Raw genomic sequence first — 15652 nt, 5'->3', positions numbered from 1 at the left:
CCGTGGACAGACTCACTACACGCACGAAGATCGTGTACGCCCTTCGCGGCGCGATCGCCATAGTCGTAGCCGTCGCCGCCGCCGTGACAATGGTTCTACGCGGTTCGGGAAATCTCGAGCAGAGCACCGACATCTTCGTCGCTGTTCCAGCCACAGCCGGTCTCATCAGCGGTGAAGCTCCGGTTCGGTACCACGGCGTCAACGTCGGCCGAATCGGCGAAATCGAATCAGGAACCGCCGAATCCGTTGTGCAGTTGCAGATTCAGACCGATGACGCGTCGAAGATTCCCGCTGACGTGGTGGCTCGCGTTGTTCCACGCACGTTCTTCGGCGACATCTACATGCAGCTCGTGGACAGTCCGAATGAGCAGGGCCAGACGACTCTGGCGGACGGAGACGAGATCCACATGGACGACGGTCCCGAAGCCGTTGCGCTCTACGACGTGTACACCAAGTTGGTGGGCGTCCTCACTGCGATGCAGCCCGAGAAGTTGCAGACAGCCCTGACTGCGCTGGGCCAGGCGCTCGACGGAAACGGAGCCGAGATCGGTACCACGATAGACAATCTCAGTGCCGCGTCCGGCGTACTGACACCCGCCGCACACCAATTCCTCGAATCGACACCCGAATTCAAGTCGGTCGTCGACGCGTTGGACCGTGCGACCCCCGACATTCTCGATACCTTGGCAGCCGCCACAACTGTCTCGAACGACATGGTCGCCAACAGAGCGAATCTCGAGTCCTCGATCGGCGCGGCCGCAGTCTTCGCCGCTACCGTCGACGATTTTGTCGGGGCGAACAACCGAAACATCATCACTGTGATCGATTCCGCCGGAAAGATACTCGCAACCACCGCGGCCAATCCCGGAGGACTGCGTTCCACCCTCGCGAATGCCAGTACGTTCGGCGCCGCGGGCGCTCGGGTCTTCGCCACCGGAAAGTTCGACATCACAGCAGTTGCCACGTTCGCCGAACCGCTCCCATACACGGGTGATGATTGCCCGCAGTACGGTGACTCGCGCGGAGCACAGTGTTCGGGCTCCAACCTGACGCCTGAACAACCCGTCAGTGCCCCGGTCGTGGGCGGCGTAGCCGAAGCGGCCCCCCTGCGGTACCTCGAAGATCAACTACTGGGCGGATCGCCGGAACCCTCGGATACCCCCAACCCGGCAACAACACTGATGTTGGGGCCGATGGTCAGAGGTAACGAGGTGACCGTCCCGTGAAGGTCCGTCCTGGCCAGGTAATTCGGTTGTCACTCTTCTGTCTCACCGGCGTCGCCTGCGCGTCGTTCGTGGCGAACACGTTGTCGGTCCCGGTTCGCGGAAGCACCGATTCGTACTCGTTCGAGTTCACCGACGTCGAAGGACTCAACCCGGGCAACCCGGTCACCATGTCGGGTGTGCGTATCGGCCGCGTGGACTCGGTTGCGTTCGCCGACAACGGAGGCGGGACGAGCAAGGCGATCGTCGACGTCGAAATCGAGTCGCGATATTCCCTCGAGTCGGATGTCCGTGCCGCCGTGCGCTACGGCGACATGCTCGGTGCTCGATATCTGGCACTGACGCAGGACGACAGCGCAACAACGGTATCCGCACGACAGCTCGAACCAGGTGACACGATACCGCTGGCGCAGACAACACCGCCGATCAACTTGACGGCCCTGATGAACGGGTTCAAACCGTTGTTCGCCGCGCTGCAGCCCGAGCAGGTCAACACGCTCACGCGAAGTTTTGTCGAAACCTTCAACGGCCAGGGCCAGGCAATGACCACCCTGCTCGACCAGATCGCGACCATGAGTTCCGGCCTGGTCGACCGTCAGGACGTCTTCGCGCAACTACTCACGAACATGAACACTCTTCTCACCTCCGTCGACGAGCGTCAACCCGAATTGGTCGGCCTGTTGGACGGTTTGAACGATCTGAGTACTTCCGTCGTCGGGCAGAACGATCAACTGGTCTCGCTCTTGGATCAGGGAAACCGCACTGTCTCGTCGTTGGCTCAGATCATGGCCGGGTCGAACGGTGCATTCGGTCAGACCGTGCAACAACTCGAAAGTGTCACCGGGAGTTGGATTGCGAGCACCGACGAGTTCAACAGACTTCTCGTCAACCTTCCCCAGTTCGCCGACGCCGCCAACCGGATCGGAAGTTACGGAAGTTTCATCAGCCTGTATCTGTGCAATTTCACTCTGAAGGCAGGCGACATGGAAGCCAACATCTTCGGTCCGACACACTCGCCGGTGTGCTCATGATGTTCCTGGTCAAGCTGATCGACGTGTTCGTCGGCATCATGCTCTTCCTGTTCAAAGGGGATCGCCGTCGCAGCGGTAGCGGCACCGCTCTCGCCCTGGGCAGTCTCGGAATCTTCGTTCTGGTGGTGGGACTCGGCGCCGCCTTGGGCATTCCGAAGCTCTGGTACAACGTACGCACGTCGGCATACACAGCCGAGTTAGCCAATGCCAGCGGGCTTTCCGACACCGATCCGGTTTACGTGGCCGGGGTTCCCGCGGGCCGAGTGGATTCGATCGACCTTGCCGGCGACCACGTCGTCGTCAACTTCCGCTTGGACAAGGACCAGCCTTTGGGAAACCAGAGCACGGCGACGGTCAGGCTCAAGACGGTCCTCGGCAAGCGCTACCTGGAGATCGTGCCGGCCGGAGTGGTCGACGACTCCGAGGCGCGGGTCATCCCGCTCTCCCGCACAACCGTGCCGTACAGCCTCGACGACGTCAGCAGTGATGCCACCACTGCGGCAACAGGCGTCGACCTACAGGCGATGGAGTCCATGATGAACACCCTTTCGCAGGTGATTCCCACTGATTCCGATCAGGTGGGCCGGGCTCTGGCCGGAATCAGCGGCGCCTCGGCGGCTTTCGCGCAGAACAGTGAACAGATCGACCAGATTCTCATCATGTCTCGTGAGCTGTCGGACATGGCTGCGGCACAAACCGATTCGATCGTCGGTACTGCGGCCAATGCTCAGACGATCGTTCGAACTCTTGCGATGCGCAAGGACGCACTGACTCAGCTGGTCGACAACCTGACAATCATCATCTCGAAGCTCTCCACCACTTTCGTCGATCGTCAGGACGAGTTCGGAGCCATGACCGACAACCTCGTCGCGGTCACCACCACGCTGAAGAACAACGCAGATCAGATCGACCTGCTGTTGACTCGTCTTCCTTCCGCGCTGCGTTCGGTCACCGATTCAACCGGCACCGGCAATTGGACCGACGTCAACGCACCGGCGGCCGTGATCCCGGACAATCTGCTCTGCGCGCTCGGCATCATGGAGGGCTGCAAGTGAATACACGAAAAGCCGTCACGGCCATGCTGGTAGTGACCTTGGCGATCGCCCTGCCCGGTTGGTACATATTCGGACGAACAGATCAGTCCAAGACCGTCTACGCCGATTTCAGCTACGTCGGCGGAATCTACGAGGGAAGCAAGGTCACCGTCCTCGGAGTCGGCGTCGGGACGGTCACGTCGGTGGAACCTCGCGGAACTTCTGTTCGAGTAGCGATGTCGATGCCCGACTCCGTGGACCTGCCCGCCGACGCCTCGGCCTATGTCCTCAATCCATCGGTGATCAGCGATCGACACATCGAACTCGGCCCGGCGTACACCGGCGGAGAGACACTGAAAGACGGCGACCAGATTCCGATCGAACGTGCCCACTCCCCCATAGATTTCGACGGCTTGTTGGGAAGCGTCAGCACTTTGGCCGACGCATTTGCCGGGGATGGGGGCAATCTCGGCGATCTCGTGAGCCGCGGCGCCGCCGGGTGGCAGGGCCAGGGCGATCAATTCAACACCGCAATTCGCAACCTCAGCACAGCAACCGGAGTTGTCGGCGCTCGGTCGGAAGACATCGGTGCCCTTGTCGACAATCTCAACACTTTGATGAATGCTCTGGACGCACGGCAGGTCAGCCTCGACGAACTTGTCGGCGACCTCGGCGTCCTGGGTGATCAATGGGCGAGCCAGAACATGGACATCTCACAGCCTCTGCAGGATCTGCAGGTGGTCTTCGACCAGTTGAACAGTTTCATGACAACTCACGGCGATGATGTCGGTGCCATAGCCGACAACGTGCGAGTTCTCGGTGACACTCTGGCTGCCAAAGAACCCGGCCTCGCCGAGTTCATGGACCTGGTGCCGTTGATGATGCAGAACCTCTCCCAGACAATCGGTCCTGATCAGCGCGGGCGCATTCGGCTCAACGTCTCGACTGCATTGACTCAGTTCGCGGTGGCGAAACCGCTGTGCGACACCTACAAGTTGCCGATCTGCACCGGAGCCGGGTTCACGAATCCGATTTCCTTCCCCCTCAGCACTTCTGATCCGCTCGGCATCGCCTCCGCGATTTCCGGCGGAGCCGTCCCCGGAGGTGGCAATTGACGCGGCAATCGGTTCGAATAATCGCCGGTATCGTGATCATCGGTGTGGGTTCTGCGGCCGTGCTCGCCTTCGGCGGCTGTAGCGCAGGCATTCAAGACCTACCCCTGGGTCGTTCGGCCGACGGTGACGCGTACAACGTGGCGCTGCAGCTGGCCGGCGCCGACGGCCTGGTGTTGGGAGCAGACGTCCGCAGCGGCCAGAAAGTCATCGGTCGAGTATCCGCGCTGTCAGCCGATGTCGTCGGAGCCGATGTGACTCTGAGTCTGGACGCCGCGACGCCATTGCCCGACAACGTCGAAGCTTCCGTCGAACTCCCGTCCGCACTTGGCAATCCGTTCATCAGACTCTTGGTGCCGGAAGTTCCGTCCGGCTCCACGCTCAGCGACGGAGACACAATTCCGGAGTCTCGCACCGAGATCGGTCCGCAGGTCGAAAGTGCGCTTGCCACCCTCGGCACGGTTCTGACCGGAAGCGGCATCGACCAACTCGATACCGTGGTGCGCGAGCTGAACACCGCGTTTTCCGGGCGCTCCGGTGAAGTTCGTTCTCTGACCGAGACCCTCACCTCGCTCATGGCAGAGGCAAGCAGTCACCGCAGCGAGTTCGACGAGGCCGTCGACCTCGCTGCCCGGGTCTCCTCCCAACTGGCCGGCCAACGCGTAGTTGTCGACAACTACCTCGATTCCGTTCCACAGGTGGTGTCGATTCTCGTGGGACAGAAGGATCAGATTGCGAGCCTGTTGAACTCGACCGTTCAGCTCGCCACCAACGCAAACACCATTCTCGACTCGTCTCCCAACGGCCTCGACGCGATGCTGCACGATGCGTCGACCGTTGTCGGGACTCTGGATTCGTTCAACTCGGAGATCGGCCAGACGCTGACGAACATGAACGGGTTGCTCGAAAACTTCACCGGTGCAGTGCAGGGCGACTACCTCGTTTTCGACGGCGCCCTGGATATTCCGGGAACGATCGACAAGCTCTGGAGCGGCGGTATGGCCGGTCAATCGATCGCACCAGCGGGAACTCTCACCGATCTACTTCAGGGAGGTCTGCGTTGAGTCGCCTTGCGCTTGTTCAACTTGTCCTGTTCGCTCTGATCCCTGCTGTGGTCATCCCTTTCGGGATCGTCTACGTGGTCGGCCCTCAGGGTTTCGGGGGTCAAATCCTGCTGCACGCCAACATGTCCGACGCCTTCGGACTGACCAAGGGCACGGTCGTCACGTATCGCGGCGTACAGGTGGGGAAAGTGAGTGAAGTCGAACTCGACGCAGGCACCCGCACGGCTCGGGTGGAACTCTCACTCAACGACAACACCGAGATACCTACCGACAGCGTCGCCAAGGTGACGATGGGGACCGCAGCCGGAATTCAGAATGTCGACATCTACCCCAACACAGACCACGGCCCGTATCTTAGGGACGGCGACGAGATCGCCATGCCCGCGGATCAGCAACCGGTCCAGATGAGCCAGTTGATGCTTCAGGCGTCCGGTGTCTTGGAAGGGATTGATCCACAAGCGATCAGCGACATCGGGACCGAGCTGGGGAATTCGTTCAACGGGCTCGGCCCGAGCTTGGCGACGATGATCGACAACGGTGGGACCATGTCGGCGCAGTTGAACGACCAGTCGGCCGAACTCGCTGCGCTGCTGTCGCGAACCTCCACGTTGGTGGACTCCATGGCGACACAATCGGATTCGTTCGTCCGGGGAATGGCAGCTGCCAAGAACTTCACCGAACAACTCGAATCCAATGCGCCGGTGCTGATCTACCTCACCGATCATTCGCCCGCCGCCCTGAACAGCGCTCAACAGTTGTTCGACAAGTACCACAACACTTTCGGAGCGGTCCTGGCCAATCTCGTCACTGTCGCACCGATCATCTCCGACCGCACAGAGGCCCTGGAAACCGGACTTGTCACGATTCCTGAAGGTCTCGCCAAACTGGCATCCATCGTCAAAGGCGATCGCGCCGACTTTGCCTTGGTTGCGACCCAGGGGCCGGTCTGCAACTACGACACCCCTCGGCGTGAGGTCGGCGATCTGTCTCCCACCAGTCCGAGTCTGGCGATGTACTGTCCCCCCGCCGACGACCTCGTCCAACGCGGAGCACAGAATGCTCCGCGTCCGAACGACCTCGGTTTGCAGAACTCGACCGTCCCGGGCACTCCGATCGGACCGCCCGTCGTCGCAGATCCGATTCTCGTCCCGACCGGAGTCGACGCCCTGAACTACTGGAGATTGATGTTGGAAGGACTGGGAAATGGCACACGGTGACAACGCACTACTCGACGAGACAGAAGCCGAGGTGGCCGAACATCCGACTTCTCCGTCGCTACTTCACCGCCTGAAGGAGCCACGCAACGCACTGATCTCACTAATGGCGGTAGCGCTGGTCGCAGCATTGGCGGTGCTCGGATTCCAGATGTACTCGGCGAATCAGGAAGACACGCTGCGGCAGGAGGCTTTGGACACCGCACGGGATTACTCAACCATCATGTCCTCCTTCGATTATCAGAACCTCGATGTCAACAAGGACACCATCGCCTCGATGTCGACCGACGAGTTTGCCGGCACCTACCGAACGATGGTGGATTCCCTGAGGGAAGTCGTTGCCGGGGGCCAAGGCCAGGCGAGCGCGACGGCGACAGACGTCGGCATCGGATCACTGGACGATTCGTCGGCCAAGGTGCTCGTGTTCGTCGACCAACAAGCCAAGAATGTCGCAGCGCCAGAGGGAAACACACAGAAGTACCGCATGGTCGTGTCCCTGGTCCGCTCGGGCGACCGGTGGCTCGTGAGCAACGTCGAGACCAAGTAACTCACCACACGCGGAGGAAGATCCATGCCCACTCACTACCTGGATTCGGAAAAGTCCGAGTCGTCGCTTCGCACCGATCAGACACGCATCACCATCACGGCCGAGCGTAGACGGTGGGCACGTAAGCCCGCACACATCACCGACGCACTCGATTTCTGGTCGTTCGCCGGAGCCGCTGCCAACGTCATCCTGCAACTCGGTTGGCCCGAGGTGGCGTACGGCGTCATGGAGAGCAAGGTCGAATCGGGTGCTCTGACAGCGCATCCGTGGAAGCGTGCACGAACCACGACGCAGTACCTGACGGTCGCGATCCTGGGTGACGAGGAAGAGCGAAAGGCTTACCGCGAGGCCGTGAACTCGGTGCACCGACATGTGAAGTCGGATTCAAACAGCCCGGTCAAGTACAACGCCTTCAATCGCGAACTCCAATTATGGGTTGCTGCATGCCTGTTCATCGGTTTCGAGGACAGTCATCAGTTGCTGCACGGCAAGATGTCCGATGAACAGGCGGAGTCGTTCTACAAGTCCGCGTCAACTTTGGGAACGACGCTGCAGGTCACCGAAGAGATGTGGCCGGCCACACGTGCCGACTTCGAGCGCTACTGGAACCTCGGTTGCGAACGCGTCGTCATCGACGAACGCACCAAGCAGTACCTGATCGACTTGGTCAACCTACAGATGATCGCGTGGCCGATACGCCTGGTGTTCCGAAACTTGTTGCGGTTCCTGACGGTCGGATTCCTTCCACCGATCTACCGCGACCAACTCGATCTCGAGTGGACCGAAGACGACCGCCGCCGGTTCGAACACCTCTTCATTTTCGTGTCGTTCGTCAACAGGTTCATCCCACGCTCCGTTCGTCAGGCCGGCAACACCATTCAGATGCGCGACATTCGCCGCCGGATCAAGGCGAGCAAGAATCTCGTCTGAGCCAGCGGCGCGTTATTCGTTGTCAATTCTGCTGCCCTACAGGTAAATCGGGCCGGTCGGTCGACAACAGATCACGGCTGGACATGGGTTCCAGCACGACTGGAAACCGGGTCGAAAAGCCGACAAACCGGGCTGATTGAGTGTCACATTCGCCGCATATCGACGCCGCCGAGGCACGTTTAAGGTGACTTACATCACATTTTATCTCGTTTATGTAACGCCGGGAGAGGTGGCATATCGCCATGCGACCTGGGAAAACACTCTTTGATGCATTTCTGTTGCACAAACATGTGTCGACACGCCGACCCGTGACCAATCCGTAATCATCTCTTATGGTTGGTGACAGCCCGATCAACCGGGCATTACCGAATCGCCACCGCCCGTCCCACCCCGCGGTTCGGACTCGACAACATTCCTAGTGGTGGGAGCGGAGCTGAGACGGTCACCGTCCTCCGTCGGCGGGACTCGAGAGGATTTACCGAAAATGACCAAGACCACCGTTACCCGTGCACTTGCCTCTGTCGCCGCAGCCGGAGCCCTCGCGGCCGGAGCCCTCGGACTGAGCGCAGGCACCGCATCCGCAGCCACCCACGACTGGTCGGGTGTCGCAGAATGCGAATCTTCGGGCAACTGGGCCGCGAACACCGGAAACGGCTACTACGGCGGACTCCAGTTCAGCCAGAGCACGTGGGAGGCCTACGGCGGAGCGGGCAGCGCCGCCAACGCCAGCCAGGCAGAACAGGTCCGCGTTGCTGAAAACGTCCTTGCCGGTCAGGGCGCCGGCGCGTGGCCGGTGTGCGGACAGTACCTCCGCTGACCCCAGTTCGAGTAGTGCGTCACTGCCCGGTGTTCGTCGAGAATTCGACGGGCCCCGGGCAGCGTCGTACTAGCGACCTTCATGCCCCGCCTGATCCGGCCCCTCCGCCGCTGCTGTTGAAAGACATTACGGCGGTACGTGATCCGTCGGGATGACGCGGAGCGAGCGAGGTGTACCGACTCGCCTTCCGATCACGCATCAGCCCTCGGAAAGCCATCCACAATTTTTGGGCCGCCCTCGCCAACCGGTTGTGAGAGCTGACCAGCGCAGCCGTAGAAGCGTACGGGATGGGGTCCTTACGCACGTTGTGCTCCATAACCCCAGCGTAGCCGTGTTTCGATGCCGAAATGTTCGTTTTCAATCGCTACCTCGCATCCCTCACGGCGACCGAACAAATCGATCCGGCGCACTCGATGGCCCATCCTTGACCAGGCGTGCAAACCGGTCGGGTAAATCGCGTGGCCCGAACACTTCTCGACCACTGTGTGACAAGAGGCGGTCAACGCTCCACCACTCGAAGTGCTCGACCAGCTCGGCGGCCAGCGCTTCGCGCCCCAACGACCCACAGGGCTCGAATGCGGTCGCCACCGGCACGAGGAAGTAGTCGTTGATCGCACCGCCCCAACCCGGCAATATCGCCGGGTCACGGATCTCCTCATGCCACACATGGGTGGCTGCGCCGTAGTCGCGCAAGCCGATCTCCTCGTCCAATTCGCGCGCGAGCGCCTCGGACGGGGTTTCGTCTCCTTCCAAGCTTCCGCCCGGAGGACACCAGACCGTCAGCCCGCCCCCGGGCGCGATGAATCGGTAAAGCAGAAGACGGGACTGGTCGTCAACGACCAACCCCCTGGCCGAATGCCTCAGACGCATGAGTGCCACTGTAAACCCGGCTCGCGCCCTGGAACGGTGGATGTGCAGTGCTCACATCAGTATTCAATCACCGTCACGCTCCACGCTCGTAAGTCGTGAGCCTAGGGCAAATCCCAACTCAACCAGCCCTGGTCGACACTCGGAATCCAACCGCCGCATGGCTGTCCGTGCTCCAACGCAAAAACGACGTCCTCCAATAGCGCGGCGACGGAGGGCCAGGTTGTCCCTTGGTCGGCGCTGTCTCCGAGGAATTCGCGTACACATCCGCTTGCTTGACCGGTCCGCGTATCGACGAACAAGAGATCGCCCCGAATGTTGGCAGCTATGGGAATGTATGCCGCCAAGAAGGTGTCAGCCACCGTTCCCGCTGGCTGATCAGGCAAAGCGATGCCACCGGCGGCTGTTGTCGTCTCTCCCCACTCTGTCGTCATCGATTCCCACACAGACGCGACACGATCCAAAGGCAACGGTTGAAACTCCGGAAATATCAGGGCCGAGTGCCCTCCGTCGGGGTTTCCGTTCTGCAAACCGAACCACGTCCGTAGCTCGGCCGGCCACGTCCTGCCCGTAAATGTTTCCACGGATTTCAGGACGTCCACTGGCGCGGGCGGGTCGATAGCGGCAGCCGTCACCGGGGCTTCCCGCTGACACCAACCGTTGAGTCTGCGCCAGTGCTCTTCAACGCTCATGAATGCACGCTATCCCGGCCTCACGGATCCATGACATCTGACGGCCGCGTTCGATCTCGCAGCGGGATTTCTGTCGATAGATTCGAACCATGACTCTTACCGACGCATGGCTCGCCTTCATGGAGGTACTCCGCGACCGTGCACCGGTCACCGCCGCTGCGGTACGTCCGCCTCGGACTCGGTCCGATCGGGAAACCGCCGAACGCGTCACTAATCCATGGCCGGAGGACCTACGCGAGTTCTTCGCCCTGCATGACGGCCAACCCTTCCGCTCCGACGACAACCAGTTCGTCGGCGAAGCCCTACCAGGAGTGGAACTGCTTTCACTCGACCATGTGGTTTCCACGCACAGACGTTGCCGTGAACAATTGCATCCTATCGACTACCTCGGACCCGACTGGCCCATCACCGTTCGAGCACAACACGCAGGTGAAACTGCAGAGATGTTCCTCCCTACCTACATTCCGTTCGCCGAGGACGGAGCCGGTGATTTTCTCTATGTCGATACCCGAGGTGGCCTACACCACGGCTGCATCCGCTATTTCGCCGCCGAAGCCGCCGACGAAGGCGGCTCCCTTTTCGGCTCTCTGGCCGACTACGTGGATTCGGTTCGTCGAAGTATCGAGTCAGGATCCGAGCACTCGTACTTGATGCCGACAGTCACTGACGGCGTGCTGGTCTGGGACGTCGACTTTTCGGATCAGCCGATCCCACATCCCCAGCCGAGCCCGATACCGCTGCACCTGCCGTTTCCGCTGAAGGACTTTCAGCCTTCGCTGGTCAATTCAGATGACGACCTCATCGACCTCGACGCCGTCCGCAAATCTGTCCTCGACACTGCGCAGTCCCTCCACCCCGGTTCGCATGTGCAGGGCGGCGAGGCGATATTTCCGCAGGTCCCGCGCCAGCGCGGGGTGACCGTGAACTCCTACGTCCAGATAGACGGAGTGCCCAGATTTTACCTGACGATCGTCACGGGAGTCGAGAACAACGTCATCGTCTACGAAATGCCTCCAGGAGGATTCGAATTCATAGTCGACGACTGACTTCTCTTGGTAAGTAAGGAGATTCCATGTCAGCGAGACTTTGCTGAGTTGACCTAAATGATCGGCACTTGTCCCCCGTTGTTGCGCCCATTTGATCCAGGCGCGCCGTTCCGGGTCGTCAGGGGACGCCTAAAGTACGGCGAGCGACGCCGATGTGGTCGGGGTCGGGGTATCGGACAGATCTCTATACACGAAATAGTTCCAGTCGATTCATGCGGTCGCTCAGGTGGCACGATCAATCAATAACAGCACGCTCCGGCAGTCCGGCAACCACAACCGCGAGGTTGTATCCCGACATCCGCAGTTCTCCGTTGTCCCCTGTCCTCGCGTACTCCGCATGCCCGAACGCCCGCTCGTGTTTCACTCCATCCGGGGTGATCCCCTCGGCCGTGGACAACCGATGGAACTCGGTGCGCGTCGGATCGCCACCGAAACGGCCGAACCCCGCGATACTGTCGCCTTCCGCTTTCATGACGTAGACGTGGCGGTCGGCGATACCGAGGTCCGACTCCACCTTGGCTCGCACCCCGGGTGAACCGTAGAACACCACGTCGTCGACCGCTGCGCTTGCCCCGCGTTGCAGCGCAAGAGAAGTCGCGAGGGATCCGTAGGAGTGGCCCAACGCGGTGATATGGACTCCGTCGTTGACCGACGCAGAACGAAGACCGTGAAAAAAGCTGCCCAATGCGTCGGCGGCTATGCCGGCCTTGGACGATCGACTGACGTCGAAGCTGGCCCGACCGATGTCGAACTTTCCCGGCCCGATCACCTGTGGCGCGTCGTATCCGATCCAGGCGATGGTGGCCACGCTTTCCTTTCGGCCGGCCAGTTCGAGCTGCCGCATCGCCTCGGCTCGTAATCGCGTTGCCTCGCCGACCATTCCGCGCATCGAGTCCTTGACGTTGGTGTTCAGTCCGGGAATCGTCACGGAGATGTGATCCGCTGTGTCCGGATCACCGATCGCAATTGCAGCGAAGCCGCGTTCGCCCGAGCGCATGTCCATGAGCAGTAACCGTCGATCAGGTTCGGCGCGAAACAACTCGTCGAGCGCGTCCAGATCCTCGAGTTTGCGTTCGGCGTACCACTGGCCCGCCCCGGTGTTACTCAGTCTGCCGCCGAAGAACTCGCGGTGAAGTTCTTGCGAGATTCGGACTGAATCATCTTGCAGCCGTGCTCGTTCCGATTGAATTCGATCGAGATTGGCCGGGCTGCGAATCGCAGCAGGAATGCCGTCGAGGTTGGCGATCAGGCCTGGTGCATGACGCAACATCTGACGCTGCCGATCAGGGCTGAACGCTCGCCACTCCTCCCCCACACGCACAGCTTTGTCACGGAGGTCGGTGCCGACCTGAGACCGCAGAGACAACGCATGATGAAGATCCGCGCTGACCAGCAGTGCCTCACCGATCAATTCTCGAACTGCGACCTCGAGCAACTGGGCGTGCACGTGGAGCGGGTGACCGTCGGCGATGGGCGCAACAGCAGAGACGGTCCCATCCTGACGAATATGCAAGTCGTCGGCGACGGCCTCTTTGCGCAGCGTATCCAGCCGTCGACGGATATCGCGAACGCGGTGAGCGACCAGAACGCCTTCCAACCCAGCAGACAGTTGATCCAAGGCTTCGACGTCCCATACGTCGATATCTGTGAGATCCACTCGGGTCAGGACGAACGAGCAGCGATCCGGGCCTGTACTTCCGGGCGACGCAACGGAGGGACGGTCTGAGGTGGCTGTCTGCGAGGCGGCAACGCACTGAGCAGGCGCGTCGTCGTTTCGGTCACCTCACGCACCGCCTGTTCGAAGGCGTCTCGGTTCGCGTCGGACACCTTGGCTATTCCGCTCACCTTACGTACGTATTGGCGAGAGGCCGCCTCGATCTCCTCCGGCGTAGCAGCGGGCTCGAGTCCACGAAGTTCAGTGATGTTTCTGCACATAATTCGACGATAACCCTGCTCACCGACGCCGTCACGGTTCGATACATCAATGTATCCAAACTGCCACGCAGATCCGGGCATCACGGTAGTTTCAGTGAAATTCCCCCAGTGACTGGAAGTAGCCACTAACTCATGGACTCTGCACTCACCTCCGTCGGCCTACCCGCCGCACTCGCCATCATCATGTTCGGCCTCGGGCTTTCCTTGACGGTCGGAGATTTTGCCCGCGTGGCAAAAGCGCCGAAAGCCGTCTCGATTGCCCTGATCTGTCAGTTGTTGTTGCTCCCGGCCGCGGCCTTCGGTCTGGTCACGTTGTTCGACCTCGACCCGCTGCTCGCCGTCGGTATGATGCTCCTCGCCGCATCACCGGGCGGCACCACGGCAAATCTGTTCAGTCATCTGTTCCGCGGCGATGTCGCTCTCAATGTGACACTCACTGCGGTCAATTCGGTGATAGCGGTGGTCACCCTTCCGCTCATCACCAACTTCGCGTTGGGGTACTTCGAACCCGAGGACGCGGACGGCACCCTCGGACTGCAGTTCACGAAGGTACTTCAGGTCTTTGCCGTCGTACTGATTCCTGTCGCCCTCGGAATGTGGGTTCGATTGCGCTCGAGCGCCTTTGCCGAGCGCATGGACAAGCCCGTCCGCATCGGATCCGCGGTGGTTCTGGCACTGGTGATCGTCGGAACGGTTGTTTCCGAGCGCGAGAACATCGCGGACTATCTCGTCGACATCGGCGTCGTCGCCGCCTTGTTCTGCCTACTGAGCCTCTCGATCGGTTACGTCGTTCCCCGGATATTCGGCATCGAGGATCGTCAGGCCATCGCCAGTTCCATGGAAATCGGCATCCACAACAGCACGTTGGCGATCACCATCGCCGTCAGTCTCCTCGACAACGTGCAATTGGCAGTGCCGGCCGCGGTGTACGGCGTTCTGATGTTCCCGCTCGCTGCAGCCTTCGGCGCCGCCATTACCCGAAAGTCACGGACCATGGCCGAAATCGACTAATATCAGGCGGTTTTCGATATAGGTGATCTGGTATCGCCAACCCTACGATCGATACGGACTCAGACCGAAGGGTATCGAAAAAATGCTGACCAACACACCTACCGTGCCGGACGAACGCGTCTGGCAAGAGCTAGTCGACGCACTTACCCGTCGCCAATTCGGCATCGGAGCCGGGATGGCAGCAGTCGCAACTATTCTGTCGTCCTGCAGTTCCAGCGACGGTTCAGGTACCGATGATGACGCTCAAATGCGCACCGTCACCACGCCGTTGGGGACCTACGACATACCTACCAACCCGAAGCGGGTCTTGGCCGTCGACGCCCGAACCGACCTCGAGCTCGCCATTGCCCTGGAACTACCGGTGTTCGGATACAACATCTCGCCCGTCACCAAGTGGGTTCCCGTCGACGGCTCGGCCGAATACCTCAGCGACAAGCCCAATCTGGAGCAGATCCTCGGACTCGCACCCGATCTCATCATCTGCGTCAACGCCGACAACGAGTACTGGCCCGCTGCAAAGCTCCAAGCCATCGCTCCTGTCCTGACGACCGAATCGAAGCAGACGTGGCGGGAGAACCTGACCCGGCTCTCCGATTGGCTGGGCCGAACACCCACCATGGATCGCCTGATCACCGACTATGACGCTCTGATCACCGACATCCGCTCTCGACACGCTTCGGCGATCGCGGGCAAGACCGTCGCAAGCTTGTCCTACAGTCCGGACAAGGCCACGATCTACATCGACAGCCTGCCCGTGTCGGAGGAAACGGGAAAGAAGAATCGTCAACCCACCGACATGACGCTCGCCGATATCGGCGGAAGAACATTGAACACAACCGGTTTCGACAATCAGGGACGACTGAGCATCGAAGAGATGGATCGTCTGCAAGGCTGCGACGCGTTCATGGTTTCTGTCACAGACAGCAATGACACCACCTTCGAACAACTCTCGGACACCAAGTTGTGGCAAAGACTTCCGGCTGTGCAGGCCGGGAACGTCACCGTTCTGCAAGGAAGTACGTACTACGGGTCCATCTACACCAACATGTACGTCGCCAAGGGCTGGGACGATCTCTATTCGACGCTCGACTGATCAGACTTGTCCGTGGAAATGCCGGCCGCTCCCGCG

General features: G+C 60.6%; 15 protein-coding genes and 1 pseudogene. 12 read left to right on the top strand and 4 right to left on the bottom strand.

Features of this window, described 5'->3' with window-relative positions:
* The first annotated feature begins 2 nt into the window (after positions 1 to 2).
* The 9 genes and pseudogenes from RHP72_RS04550 to RHP72_RS04510 form a co-directional block, all read left to right on the top strand.
* A complete protein-coding gene (locus tag RHP72_RS04550) occupies positions 3 to 1226 on the top strand; it encodes an MCE family protein (protein WP_007734237.1) in 1224 nt (407 codons plus the stop codon).
* The gene (locus RHP72_RS04545; protein ID WP_042449469.1) at positions 1223 to 2254 is read left to right on the top strand and encodes an MCE family protein; all 1032 of its coding nucleotides are present in this window, start codon (positions 1223 to 1225) and stop codon (positions 2252 to 2254) included. The genes RHP72_RS04550 and RHP72_RS04545 overlap by 4 nt, the downstream gene beginning before the upstream one ends.
* The gene (locus tag RHP72_RS04540; protein WP_007734231.1) at positions 2254 to 3309 is read left to right on the top strand and encodes an MCE family protein; all 1056 of its coding nucleotides are present in this window, start codon (positions 2254 to 2256) and stop codon (positions 3307 to 3309) included. Before RHP72_RS04545 ends, RHP72_RS04540 begins: the two co-directional genes overlap by 1 nt.
* The gene (locus RHP72_RS04535; protein WP_311094393.1) at positions 3306 to 4403 is read left to right on the top strand and encodes an MCE family protein; all 1098 of its coding nucleotides are present in this window, start codon (positions 3306 to 3308) and stop codon (positions 4401 to 4403) included. The genes RHP72_RS04540 and RHP72_RS04535 overlap by 4 nt, the downstream gene beginning before the upstream one ends.
* Positions 4400 to 5464 carry an MCE family protein gene (locus RHP72_RS04530; RefSeq protein ID WP_054827260.1) on the top strand — a complete coding sequence of 355 codons (1065 nt, stop codon included), beginning with the start codon at positions 4400 to 4402 and terminating at the stop codon, positions 5462 to 5464. The genes RHP72_RS04535 and RHP72_RS04530 overlap by 4 nt, the downstream gene beginning before the upstream one ends.
* Positions 5461 to 6681 carry an MlaD family protein gene (locus RHP72_RS04525; RefSeq protein WP_311094391.1) on the top strand — a complete coding sequence of 407 codons (1221 nt, stop codon included), beginning with the start codon at positions 5461 to 5463 and terminating at the stop codon, positions 6679 to 6681. The genes RHP72_RS04530 and RHP72_RS04525 overlap by 4 nt, the downstream gene beginning before the upstream one ends.
* Positions 6668 to 7225, top strand: a complete 558-nt coding sequence (locus tag RHP72_RS04520) for a hypothetical protein (protein ID WP_047269603.1) — start codon at positions 6668 to 6670, stop codon at positions 7223 to 7225. The genes RHP72_RS04525 and RHP72_RS04520 overlap by 14 nt, the downstream gene beginning before the upstream one ends.
* A gap of 24 nt (positions 7226 to 7249) precedes the next feature.
* Entirely contained in the window at positions 7250 to 8155 is a 906-nt protein-coding gene (locus tag RHP72_RS04515) for an oxygenase MpaB family protein (protein ID WP_047269604.1), read from the top strand.
* A 484-nt stretch (positions 8156 to 8639) separates the two neighbouring features.
* Positions 8640 to 8966, top strand: a pseudogene (locus RHP72_RS04510) (transglycosylase family protein); the annotation flags it as partial.
* A gap of 384 nt (positions 8967 to 9350) precedes the next feature.
* On the opposite strand, the gene RHP72_RS04505 reads toward RHP72_RS04510, so the two are convergent.
* Together RHP72_RS04505 and RHP72_RS04500 are read right to left on the bottom strand one after the other, a co-directional pair.
* Complete coding sequence (locus tag RHP72_RS04505) at positions 9351 to 9842, bottom strand: NUDIX domain-containing protein (RefSeq protein WP_080726636.1); 492 nt, start codon at positions 9840 to 9842, stop codon at positions 9351 to 9353.
* A 101-nt stretch (positions 9843 to 9943) separates the two neighbouring features.
* Positions 9944 to 10531 carry a hypothetical protein gene (locus tag RHP72_RS04500; protein ID WP_154100282.1) on the bottom strand — a complete coding sequence of 196 codons (588 nt, stop codon included), beginning with the start codon at positions 10529 to 10531 and terminating at the stop codon, positions 9944 to 9946.
* Positions 10532 to 10620: 89 nt separating this feature from the next.
* Here RHP72_RS04500 and RHP72_RS04495 point away from each other — a divergent pair, with 89 nt between their 5' ends.
* Complete coding sequence (locus RHP72_RS04495; protein ID WP_058227638.1) at positions 10621 to 11577, top strand: SMI1/KNR4 family protein; 957 nt, start codon at positions 10621 to 10623, stop codon at positions 11575 to 11577.
* Between the two features lie 235 nt (positions 11578 to 11812).
* On the opposite strand, the gene RHP72_RS04490 is transcribed toward RHP72_RS04495, so the two are convergent.
* Positions 11813 to 13234 (bottom strand): alpha/beta hydrolase, encoded by a 1422-nt coding sequence (locus RHP72_RS04490; RefSeq protein ID WP_065351939.1) that lies wholly within the window; start codon positions 13232 to 13234, stop codon positions 11813 to 11815.
* A 5-nt stretch (positions 13235 to 13239) separates the two neighbouring features.
* Positions 13240 to 13512: a DUF2277 domain-containing protein gene (locus RHP72_RS04485; RefSeq protein WP_003945457.1), complete on the bottom strand. Its 273-nt coding sequence runs from the start codon at positions 13510 to 13512 to the stop codon at positions 13240 to 13242.
* A 132-nt stretch (positions 13513 to 13644) separates the two neighbouring features.
* Here RHP72_RS04485 and RHP72_RS04480 point away from each other — a divergent pair, with 132 nt between their 5' ends.
* Positions 13645 to 14523, top strand: a complete 879-nt coding sequence (locus tag RHP72_RS04480; RefSeq protein WP_003945620.1) for a bile acid:sodium symporter family protein — start codon at positions 13645 to 13647, stop codon at positions 14521 to 14523.
* Positions 14524 to 14605: 82 nt separating this feature from the next.
* The gene (locus RHP72_RS04475; RefSeq protein ID WP_311094390.1) at positions 14606 to 15616 is read left to right on the top strand and encodes an ABC transporter substrate-binding protein; all 1011 of its coding nucleotides are present in this window, start codon (positions 14606 to 14608) and stop codon (positions 15614 to 15616) included.
* Positions 15617 to 15652 lie beyond the last annotated feature (36 nt).

Source organism: Rhodococcus sp. SG20037, from assembly GCF_031763325.1.
Classification (GTDB): Bacteria; Actinomycetota; Actinomycetes; order Mycobacteriales; family Mycobacteriaceae; genus Rhodococcus_F; species Rhodococcus_F qingshengii.
The sequence above is the reverse complement of the archived record's forward strand: the minus strand, read 5'-3'. Positions and strand labels throughout refer to the sequence as shown.